9 protein-coding genes and 3 tRNA genes are annotated in these 9,363 nt (G+C 72.4%); 3 read left to right on the plus strand and 9 right to left on the minus strand.

Annotated elements, in window-relative coordinates; translation table 11 throughout:
• Window positions 1-208: 208 nt before the first annotated feature.
• The 8 genes from ACSNOK_RS26185 to ACSNOK_RS26220 all read right to left on the minus strand — a co-directional run bounded on the left by ACSNOK_RS26185 (window position 209) and on the right by ACSNOK_RS26220 (window position 5,657).
• A complete protein-coding gene (locus tag ACSNOK_RS26185; RefSeq protein WP_436783240.1) occupies window positions 209-1,264 on the minus strand; it encodes a UDP-N-acetylmuramate dehydrogenase in 1,056 nt (351 codons plus the stop codon).
• A 221-nt stretch (window positions 1,265-1,485) separates the two neighbouring features.
• Entirely contained in the window at window positions 1,486-3,000 is a 1,515-nt protein-coding gene (locus tag ACSNOK_RS26190) for an MFS transporter (protein ID WP_436783241.1), read from the minus strand.
• 185 nt (window positions 3,001-3,185) lie between these two features.
• Window positions 3,186-3,734 carry a TetR/AcrR family transcriptional regulator gene (locus ACSNOK_RS26195; protein WP_436783242.1) on the minus strand — a complete coding sequence of 183 codons (549 nt, stop codon included), beginning with the start codon at window positions 3,732-3,734 and terminating at the stop codon, window positions 3,186-3,188.
• A gap of 476 nt (window positions 3,735-4,210) precedes the next feature.
• A complete protein-coding gene (locus ACSNOK_RS26200; protein WP_436783243.1) occupies window positions 4,211-4,645 on the minus strand; it encodes a MaoC family dehydratase in 435 nt (144 codons plus the stop codon).
• Complete coding sequence (locus tag ACSNOK_RS26205) at window positions 4,645-5,130, minus strand: FAS1-like dehydratase domain-containing protein (protein WP_436783244.1); 486 nt, start codon at window positions 5,128-5,130, stop codon at window positions 4,645-4,647. Before ACSNOK_RS26205 ends, ACSNOK_RS26200 begins: the two co-directional genes overlap by 1 nt.
• Window positions 5,131-5,209: 79 nt before the next feature.
• The gene (gene rpmG / locus ACSNOK_RS26210) at window positions 5,210-5,374 is read right to left on the minus strand and encodes a 50S ribosomal protein L33 (RefSeq protein WP_004571794.1); all 165 of its coding nucleotides are present in this window, start codon (window positions 5,372-5,374) and stop codon (window positions 5,210-5,212) included.
• Window positions 5,375-5,459: 85 nt separating this feature from the next.
• Window positions 5,460-5,532, minus strand: a tRNA-Met gene (locus ACSNOK_RS26215).
• Between the two features lie 52 nt (window positions 5,533-5,584).
• Window positions 5,585-5,657: transfer RNA gene (locus ACSNOK_RS26220), tRNA-Thr, on the minus strand.
• 429 nt (window positions 5,658-6,086) lie between these two features.
• Here ACSNOK_RS26220 and ACSNOK_RS26225 point away from each other — a divergent pair.
• Together ACSNOK_RS26225 and ACSNOK_RS26230 are read left to right on the plus strand one after the other, a co-directional pair.
• Window positions 6,087-7,382, plus strand: a complete 1,296-nt coding sequence (locus ACSNOK_RS26225; RefSeq protein WP_436783247.1) for an amidohydrolase family protein — start codon at window positions 6,087-6,089, stop codon at window positions 7,380-7,382.
• A gap of 32 nt (window positions 7,383-7,414) precedes the next feature.
• Entirely contained in the window at window positions 7,415-8,074 is a 660-nt protein-coding gene (locus ACSNOK_RS26230; RefSeq protein WP_436783245.1) for an NAD(P)H-binding protein, read from the plus strand.
• A 356-nt stretch (window positions 8,075-8,430) separates the two neighbouring features.
• Here the strand turns inward: ACSNOK_RS26230 and ACSNOK_RS26235 are convergent.
• Window positions 8,431-8,512, minus strand: a tRNA-Tyr gene (locus tag ACSNOK_RS26235).
• 234 nt (window positions 8,513-8,746) lie between these two features.
• Between ACSNOK_RS26235 and ACSNOK_RS26240 the strand changes: the two genes are divergently transcribed.
• The gene (locus ACSNOK_RS26240; RefSeq protein WP_436783246.1) at window positions 8,747-9,235 is read left to right on the plus strand and encodes a YajQ family cyclic di-GMP-binding protein; all 489 of its coding nucleotides are present in this window, start codon (window positions 8,747-8,749) and stop codon (window positions 9,233-9,235) included.
• The last annotated feature ends 128 nt before the right edge of the window (window positions 9,236-9,363 follow it).

Below are 9,363 nucleotides of genomic sequence, written 5' to 3' on the forward strand. Positions count from 1 at the left end.
CTGCGGGGGCTCGCCCCCCCAGGAAACGGTGAAAGGGCGGGACAGGGGCAGCCTCCTCCGCCCGGCACCGAGGACGCGCCGCACCGATGCCCGGGGGCAGGGGGAGTAAAGGGGGCAGCGGGGGCAGGCGGGGCTCCCGCCGTGACACGGCGAGGTGGGGCCCTCCGGGAGGGTCCGAGACCCGCCCCGGGTCCCCCGCCCGTAAGGGCTAGAGGCTGACGCCCACCGTCACCGGCTCGTTCACCAGCGTCACCCCGAAAGCCTCCCGGACCCCGTCCCGGACCTCCCGGGCGAGCGCCAGCAGATCCTCCGTAGTGGCCGACCCCCGGTTCGTCAGGGCCAGCGTGTGCTTGGTGGAGATCCGGGCGGGACCGTTCCCGTATCCCTTGGTGAAGCCCGCCTTGTCAATCAACCAGGCGGCGGACGTCTTCACCAGCCCGTCCCCCGCCGGGTAGGCGGGCGGGACGACGTCCGGCCCGAGCCGTTCCGCCACCCGGGCCAGGAAGGCCGCGTGCTGCTCGGCCGTGAGGATGGGGTTGGTGAAGAAGGACCCGGCGGACCAGGTGTCGTGGTCCTCGGGGTCGAGCACCATGCCCTTGCCGGCCCGCAGCCGCAGCACGGTGTCGCGGGCGGTGGCGGCGGGGACACGGTCCCCGGCTCCGACGCCGAGGGCGCGGGCCGTCTCGGGGTACTTGATGGGGGCGGAGAGCCCGCCCGCGTCCTCCAGGGCGAAGCGGACGCGCAGGACGACGTAGCGGGAGGGGTCCTCCTTGAAGCGGCTGTGCCGGTAGGAGAAGCCGCACTCGGCGTTGGGGAGCACGACGGTCTCGCCGGCCCGGCGGTCGTAGGCGACGACCTCGGTGATGACGGAGGAGACCTCCTGGCCGTAGGCGCCCACGTTCTGGATCGGGGTGGCGCCGGCCGAGCCGGGGATGCCGGCCATGCACTCGATGCCGGCGAGCCCCGCCTCGACGGTGCGGGCGACGGCGTCGGACCAGTTCTCGCCGGCGGCGAGCTCCAGGCGGGTGCCGTCGAGGGTGAAGCCGCTGGTGGCGATGCGCAGGGCGACGCCGTCGAAGCCCTTGTCCGAGATCACGAGGTTGCTGCCGCCCCCGATGATCAGCAGCGGCGTCCCTGAGGCGTCCGCCTCGCGCACGGTCGCGATCACTTCCTCGTCGGTGCCGGCCGTGACCAGACGGGTCGCGGGGCCGCCGAGACGGAAGGTGGTCAGGGGGGCGAGGGAGGTGTCGTGGAGTTCCTGCACGGCGACAAGGGTACGGGGGTGCGGTCCCGGGCCCGGTCGCGGTAGCCATCCCACCGCTCGTCCCCTTGCCCCGCCCCTTCTCCCGACGGACCGGTCCCTTACGGGCGGGGGGCGACCCCATCCCCTAGGGATCGGCCTGAGCCCGGCCCGGCCCTACCCGTAATGGGCGGGCCGGGCCGGGCTCCTGTTCCCTTGTTTCCCCCTGTTCCCTCTAAGGGGCGCTACCGGCCGGTGCCCGCACCGGCGCGAGGGCCGGCGGCGCCGGGTCCCGCCGCACGCCCGGACACCCCTTCCGTCCCGAAGACCCCTTCCGGCCCGGCCATCCCCTCCGGCGCCTTCCCTGTGGGGGTCCCCACGCCCACGGGACGCCGGTTCCGCGGGATGAGGGCCGCCGCGACCGCCGCCAGGGCGACGCCCGCCGCACCGATCCACAGGGCGGGCGTGGTGCCGTCCACGACGGCCTGGGACGACTCGAAACCGCCGTTGGCGGAGAAGACCGACCCGAGGACGGCGACCCCGAACGCCCCGCCGACCTCGCGCAGCGCGCTGTTCGTACCGGAGACGATGCCCTGCTCGGCGGGGCCGACCGCGGACATGGCGAGCGCCGAGGAGGGAGCGAAGTAGAGCGCCATGCCGACGCCGTTGAGGATCAGGGCGGGCAACTGGGCCGCGTAGGAGAGGTCGGCGGCCAGGACCAGGGCGTAGTAGGCGAGCCCGCTCGCCTGGAGGGCGAGACCCCAGACGACCACGATCCGCCCGCCGACCCGGTCGGCGAGCCGGCCCGCGAGCGGGGCGACGATCAGCGACATCCCGGTCCAGGGCAGCATGCGCAGCCCCGCCTCGGTGGGCGAGTAGCCGCCGACGCCCTGGAGGAACTGACTGAGCAGGAAGATCGAGCCGAACATGCCGAAGAACATCAGCAACCCGGCCGCGTTCACACCGCTGAAGGCCCGGTTGCGGAAGAGGCGCATGGGCAGCATGGGCTTCGGGTGAGTGATGCCGTGCCGGACGAAGGCGGCGAGCAGCACGGCGCCGACGACGAGTCCGGTGAGCACGCGACCACCGGTCCAGCCGTACGTGTTGACGTTGACTACGGCGAAGACGACGCCGAAGAGGCCACCGCTGACGAGAACCGTCCCCGGGATGTCGAGCCGGGCGTCCGGCGTACGGGACTCGGCGACGCGGAACCGGACGAGCGGGAGCAGGAGCAGCCCGATCGGAACGTTGAGCCAGAAGATCCAGTGCCAGGAGATGTGCTCCGTGAGACCGCCGCCGATCAGTGGGCCGGTGGCGACGGCGAGGCCGTTGACGGCCCCCCAGATGCCGAACGCCGTGCCGCGCCGCTCGGGCGGGGTGGCCGCGGTGAGCAGGGTGAGGCTCAACGGCGTCATGATCGCGGCGCCTACGCCCTGGACGGCACGGAAGGCGATCAGCGCGTCGATACCGGACGACATCGCGGCACAGGCGGAAGCAGCCGTGAACAGCGCGATGCCGATGCCGAAGAACCTGCGGCGGCCGAAGCGGTCGCCGAGCGCGGCGCCGAACATCAGCAGGACGGCGTAGGTGAGCGTGTAGGCGCTGACCGTCCATTCGAGGTCTTCGAGCGAGCCGCCGAGGTCCCGGCGGAGGGTCGGCAGCGCGGTGGTGACGACGAGGTTGTCGAGCGCGGCCATGAAGCCGGCGGCGCCCGAGACCACGAGGGCCCAGGCGGCGCGTCGTTTGTCTTGCTGTTCCATTTCTCCCCCTGATTATTTATCAGTCACTAACTTTCGGCGCCGAAAAAGAGCCGGTCCGACGAGCCGGCGGAACCGGCGGGATTCGGCGCACCCCATGCGGTACCGGGTGCGCGGGCAGGCCGCCCGTGGCGTGTGACGCGCGACGTCGGTGCGCAGTGCGCGTGCGCGATGCGCGTGCGCGCCGGTCAGCCGCGCTCGGAAGGCAGACCGTCCCACACCCGGTGCTCGGGCGGGAAGCCCAGCGAGACGAGGGAATTGATGAGCATCCCGTGCCCCATGAAGCGGGCGGCCTTCTCCGGGTCGCCTCCGAGCGAGAGACGGACCCGGTCGTTGAGCCGCTCCCAGCCCGCCCGGATCGGGCGGCCGAACTCGCTGTCGCCCGCCGCCTCGGCGGAGGCGACGGCGACGCACATCTGCATGAGCATCAGCAGCGTCTCCTTGTCGCGGGCGATGAGGCGCTCGTACGCCAGACCCATCGCCCGTACGACACCTTCCGGCGGCACGCCGTCGGCAGCCTCCTCGAAGGTGCGAATGATCTTCTCCTGGCACGCCTCGACGGCCGCCAGGAAGATCGCCTGCTTGCCCGGGAAGAGGCGGAAGAGGTAGGGCTGCGACACACCCACCCGGCGGGCGATCACCTCCGTCGAGGTGCCGTGGTAGCCACCCCGGGAGAACTCGGCGACCGCCGCCCGGACGACACTCTCGCGCCGCTCCTCTGCACTCATCCTGACCATGCGAGAGAGATTAGTGGTCGATAACTAACTTCGCAAGGGCAGTGGCAGTGCAGTCGGAGTCGGCCGATCGAGCCGGGAGGGAGGGGTCCGGAGTGTAGGGGTCCTGAGGAGCCCTGAAACACCTGGGCCCCCACGGACACCTAGTGGCCGTAAGGGCCCTAAGGGCCCCTGGAGGCACGTAGAGGCCCCTAGGGGCCGTAGGGGTCCGTAAGGGCCGTAGGGGTCCGTAAGGGCCGTAGGGGTCCGTAAGGGCCGTAGGGGTCCGTAAGGGCCGTAGGGGTCCGTAAGGGCCGTAGGGGGACTCAAGGTCCCCTACAGACTCTTAAGCGCCGCAGGGGCCCTTCCGAAAGGAAGCGCCCCTTAAGGGCCGCTCCCCCAGAACCCCACGCAGCAGAACCTCAACAAGCAGCCCTCGGGGCAAGCGGAACCGCGATTCGGTCCGCGCGGCGAGCCGGGCCGGGCCGGCCCAACCGGCCTCAGGCCAGTCGTACGACGGCTCGCGGCATGCCGAGCACGCGCTGCCCGGCGCTGCGCACCAGCAGGTCCACGCGGACCGTGCGCGCCTCGTCGTCCAGCTTGGCGGCGACCTTGCCGCTGACCTCGATGACCGCGCCCTCGTCGTCGTCCGGTACGACGACCGGCTTGGTGAAGCGCACCCCGTACTCGGCCACGGCGCCCGGGTCACCGGCCCAGTCGGTGACGACGCGGACCGCCTCGGCCATGGTGAACATGCCGTGCGCGATCACGTCCGGGAGGCCGACCTCCTTGGCGAACCGCTCGTTCCAGTGGATCGGGTTGAAGTCGCCGGACGCTCCCGCGTAGCGCACCAGCGTGGCGCGCGTCACGGGGAACTCGCGCGTGGGCAGCTCCGTGCCGACCTCGACGTCGTCGTAGGAAACCTTCGCCGTCATCACGCCTCACCTTCCTTGGCGTCCTTGGCGTCCTCGGCCGCCTCGGCACCCCGGGCCACCAGCATCGTGTGGGCGGTCACCACGTGCTCGCCGTGCTCGTCGTGGACCTCGCCCCGGATCGTCAGCAGGTCGTTGCCCGCCATCGACTTGATCGACTCGATGGTGGACGTGACCGCCAGCCGGTCGCCGGCGCGGACCGGGCGGCTGTAGGCGAACTTCTGGTCGCCGTGGACGACCCGGCTGTAGTCCAGTCCCAGCTGCGGGTCCTCGATCACCTGACCGGCCGCCCGGTAAGTGATAGCGAACACAAAGGTGGGCGGGGCGATCACATCCGGGTGGCCGAGCGCCTTGGCGGCCTCGGCGTCGGTGTACGCCGGGTTCGCGTCGCCGATGGCCTCGGCGAATTCACGGATCTTCTCGCGGCCGACCTCGTAGGGGGCGGTGGCCGGATAGGTCCGTCCGACGAAGGACTGGTCGAGCGCCATCGGCTCGGCACCTCCTGGGTGTGGATACGCCATGAGGCCGCCCCCAGGAACCGGGGACGGCCTCATGAACGACTGTGCGTTATCGCGTTTCGCGGTGCGCGGTGTGCGCGTTGCAACGCGGGCAGTGCTTCTTCATCTCAAGACGGTCCGGGTCGTTGCGCCGGTTCTTCTTGGTGATGTAGTTCCGCTCCTTGCACTCCACGCAGGCCAGCGTGATCTTCGGGCGGACGTCGGTGGCAGCCACGTGAGTGCTCCTTGACGGATGGACGGATGGAACGCAGACAAGAGTAGCCGATCGGAGGACCGACCCCGCAATCGGCTACTGTGGGTAGCGGCGACCGGACTTGAACCGGTGACACAGCGATTATGAGCCGCTTGCTCTACCGACTGAGCTACGCCGCTTTGATGCGGGGGGCGCCTCCCCGTCCGAAAACGGGGAGGCCCCTCACACCAGAGCCCCAAAACGGAATCGAACCGTTGACCTTCTCCTTACCATGGAGACGCTCTGCCGACTGAGCTATTGGGGCGAGCGAGGAAGACATTACACGCTCTGCGGCCGAAGGTGAAATCCGTACCGGGGAGGCCCCGGACGGAGGGCCTCCGCGGCCTTCCCCGTGACGCCTAGGGGCCCTTTCCGGCCAGGCCGGACGGGGTGTCCGAGTCGGCGGAGAGGCAGCCTCCGGAGCCTGCTGTGGCGCTCGGGAAGCCTGGGAAGCTCGGCGGGGGCGCTCGGGGGTGGAAGAGCCGGCCGAGGGCCGGCACCGGCGGGATGGGACCGTCCGCTTCCGCCGCCGGACGCGGGGAGGGCGGGCAAGGTCCCGGCGCGTGACGGACGCCCCCACCCACTCCCCGCCGGTACGACTATTCGCAGCGCGCCGTCGCCTGCTCGAACCCGCTCCGTACGCGCCCTAGGCTCGGATCACGCTGCGCGAATGCCCCGGACCGTAGGGAGCGCGATGCCCGACAACCAGCAGCCGCAGCCCGCGCGGAACCCCGACGGCGACGCGAGCTCCCCGTCCGGTTCCCCGGGCGGCGGTGGTCCCGGCGAGAAACCCCTCGTGCTCTGCGGCGCCCACCTCGCCGACGGCCGCGTAGTGGACGTACGGCTGAGCGGCGGGCGCGTCGAGGCCGTCGGCACGGCGGGCAGCCTCGCCCCCGGCGTCCGCTGCGACCTCGGCGGCTATCTGCTGCTGCCGGCCCCGGCCGAGCCGCACGCGCACGGCGACACCGCGCTCACCGCCGACCTCGCGGGCCCGGTCCCGGACGGCGTCGAGGACGTCCAGCGGCGCGCCACCGAAGCCGCCCTGCTCCAGCTCGGGCACGGGGCGACCGCCGTCCGTTCGCACGTCCGCGTCGGCGACGTACACGGCCTGCGGGCGCTGGAGGGCGTGCTGGCGGCCCGCCGCGTCCTGCGTGACCTCACCGACCTCACGGCCGTCGCCGTCCCCAGGCTGCTCACCGGCCTCGCGGGGGCCGACGGTCTGGCCGTGCTCCGGGACGCGGTCAAGATGGGCGCCACCGCCGTCGGCGGCTGCCCCGACCTGGACCCGGACCCGACCGGTTACGTGGAGGCCGTCCTCCAGATCGCCGCCGAGCACGGCTGCGCCGTGGACCTGCACACCGACGCCGACGACCCGCCCCGGCTGGCCAGGCTCGCCGCGATGGCCGGCGGGCTGCGCCCGTCCGTCACGCTCGGCCCCTGCGGCGGTCTGGCCCGGCTCCCCCGCGAGACCGCCGTCCGGGCGGCGGAGCAGCTGGCCGCCGCCGGGGTGACGGTGGTCTGCCTGCCGCAGGGCGACTGCGGGATCACCGCGAGGAGCCGCTACCGCGTCTCGCACGCCGCGCCCGTACGGCTGCTGCGCGCCGCCGGCGTGCGCGTCGCGGCGGGCAGCGGTGCGGTGCGCGACGCGGCCAACCCGGTCGGGCGCGGTGACCCGCTGGAGGCCGCGTTCCTGCTGGCCTCGCGGGGCGAGCTGCCCCCGGAGCAGGCGTACGAGGCGGTGAGCGGGCGGGCGCGGGAGGCGATGGGGCTGCCGGAGGTCCGGGTCGAGGCCGGGTTCCCGGCCGAACTGCTGGCGATCCGGGGGGACGGCGTGGCGGGCGTGCTGTCGCTGGGCTACAGCCGCCTGGTGGTGCACCGGGGACGGGTGGTGTCACGGACGAGCGCCGTCCGCGAGTACCGGCACACGGCCGGGACACCGGCCCTGGAGCTGCCCCGGCAGGCGCCGCGCGGGGGCGAACCCTCCTCCTGAACCGGGTGTCCACCGGGGCGTACGGTCGGATCATGCGCATTGTCATCGCTGGTGGACATGGACAGATCGCGCTGCGGCTGGAGCGGCTGCTCGCCCGGCGCGGAGACGAGGTGGCCGGCGTGATCCGCCGGCCGGAACAGGCGGGCGACCTGCTCGCCGCGGGAGCCGAACCGGTCGTCTGCGACCTGGAGTCGGCGTCCGTCGGGGACATCGCCCGGCATCTGGAAGGCGCGGACGCCGCCGTCTTCGCGGCCGGCGCGGGCCCCGGCAGCGGCATCGAGCGCAAGGACACCGTGGACCGCGGCGCGGCCACCCTCTTCGCCGACGCGGCGGAGGCGGCCGGGGTGCGGCGCTTCGTCGTCGTCTCCAGCATGGGCGCCGACGGCCAGCCCCCCGAGGGCACCGACCCGGTCTTCGCGGCGTACCTGCGCGCCAAGGGCGCCGCGGACGCGGACGTCCGCTCGCGCGCGGGCCTGGACTGGACGATCCTGCGCCCCGGGAGGCTCACGGACGACCCGGGCACCGGGCTGGTCACGCTGGACGAGTCGACCGGCCGCGGCGAGGTCACGCGGGACGACGTGGCGGCGGTGCTGATGGGCCTGCTGGACACGCCGGGGACGGCGGGCCGGACGCTGGAGCTGATCGGCGGCCGGACGCCGGTGGAGGAGGCGGTACGAGCCGTGGCGGGCTGAGAGGCGGTACGAGCCGTGGCGGGCTGAGCGGGACGGGCTCGGGCGGGCCGTGGGAACGGCCGGCCGGTCGGGCGAGGGATCGGCGGGTCGCCCGGTCCGTGGAGAGTCGGCGAGAGGGCGACCGGGGCGTTCTGCCCGGCCGGGCGAGACCGGCGTGGGCGGACGCGTCCGGGCCCCCTGCGTCGGCGGCTGCGGACACCCGTGAACACCTGCGGACACCCGTGGACATCCAAGAAAATCGCTCGAGCGCACTTGAACGTCCCCGGGCACACCTGAACGCGGAAGCGCATCGGCGGAGCGGACCCCGGACACACCAAAGAGGCCCCCGCTCTCGGAAGAGCAGGGGCCTCTCTCGGTGGCGGCGCCAGGATTCGAACCTGGGTAGGCTAAGCCGACGGATTTACAGTCCGCTCCCATTGGCCACTCGGGCACACCGCCATGGGTGCCGCCTCGGACGCTCTTTCGAGCGCTCCTTGGCAACGACGTAAACCATACCCGATGACCGGGGGTGCTCCGCCACTCGATTCGGAGCCAGCCGATCGCCGCCCGGATGACTAGGCTTGCGGGGCGGCCGTCCTCCGGGCCCGTCCGGCCCTTGCCGGGAGCCCGCCACCGAGGACGCCCCCACGCCGCGCCCCCTGACGGAATCTACGTACGAGGAGCCAACTCAATATGGCCGACTCCAGTTTCGACATCGTCTCGAAGGTCGAGCGGCAGGAGGTCGACAACGCCCTCAACCAGGCCGCCAAGGAGATCTCGCAGCGCTACGACTTCAAGAACGTCGGCGCCTCGATCGCCTGGTCCGGCGAGAAGATCGAGATGCGGGCCAACTCCGAGGAGCGGGTGAAGGCGATTCTCGACGTCTTCCAGTCGAAGCTCATCAAGCGCGGCATCTCACTGAAGGCCCTGGACGCGGGCGAGCCCCAGGCCTCCGGCAAGGAGTACAAGATCTTCGCCTCCCTTGAGGAGGGCATCTCCCAGGAGAACGCCAAGAAGGTCGCCAAGATCATCCGCGACGAGGGCCCCAAGGGCGTCAAGGCCCAGGTGCAGGGTGACGAGCTGCGGGTCTCCTCCAAGAGCCGGGACGACCTCCAGGCCGTCATCGCCCTCCTGAAGGGCAAGGACCTGGACTTCGCCCTGCAGTTCGTCAACTACCGATGACCGACTGACCCGGTCGGCGCGGACGCCGCCAGGCCGGGCGGACGGGATGGGCGGCGGGCTGGTCTACACGGTCGACGCGGCGCGGACCGCCGAGGTGGAGGCCGCCGGCATCCGCTGCCGGGCGGTCC

Source organism: Streptomyces sp. URMC 126, from assembly GCF_051386555.1.
Classification (GTDB): Bacteria; Actinomycetota; Actinomycetes; order Streptomycetales; family Streptomycetaceae; genus Streptomyces.

Excerpts from the sequence above, each read along its gene's own strand:
- ACSNOK_RS26240 (WP_436783246.1), top strand. The coding sequence starts at position 8,747 with ATGGCCGACTCCAGTTTCGACATCGTCTCGAAGGTCGAGCGGCAGGAG.
- ACSNOK_RS26205 (WP_436783244.1), bottom strand. The coding sequence starts at position 5,130 with ATGGCGCTCGACCAGTCCTTCGTCGGACGGACCTATCCGGCCACCGCC.
- ACSNOK_RS26190 (WP_436783241.1), bottom strand. The coding sequence starts at position 3,000 with ATGGAACAGCAAGACAAACGACGCGCCGCCTGGGCCCTCGTGGTCTCG.
- ACSNOK_RS26225 (WP_436783247.1), top strand. The coding sequence starts at position 6,087 with ATGCCCGACAACCAGCAGCCGCAGCCCGCGCGGAACCCCGACGGCGAC.
- ACSNOK_RS26200 (WP_436783243.1), bottom strand. The coding sequence starts at position 4,645 with ATGACGGCGAAGGTTTCCTACGACGACGTCGAGGTCGGCACGGAGCTG.
- ACSNOK_RS26195 (WP_436783242.1), bottom strand. The coding sequence starts at position 3,734 with ATGGTCAGGATGAGTGCAGAGGAGCGGCGCGAGAGTGTCGTCCGGGCG.
- ACSNOK_RS26230 (WP_436783245.1), top strand. The coding sequence starts at position 7,415 with ATGCGCATTGTCATCGCTGGTGGACATGGACAGATCGCGCTGCGGCTG.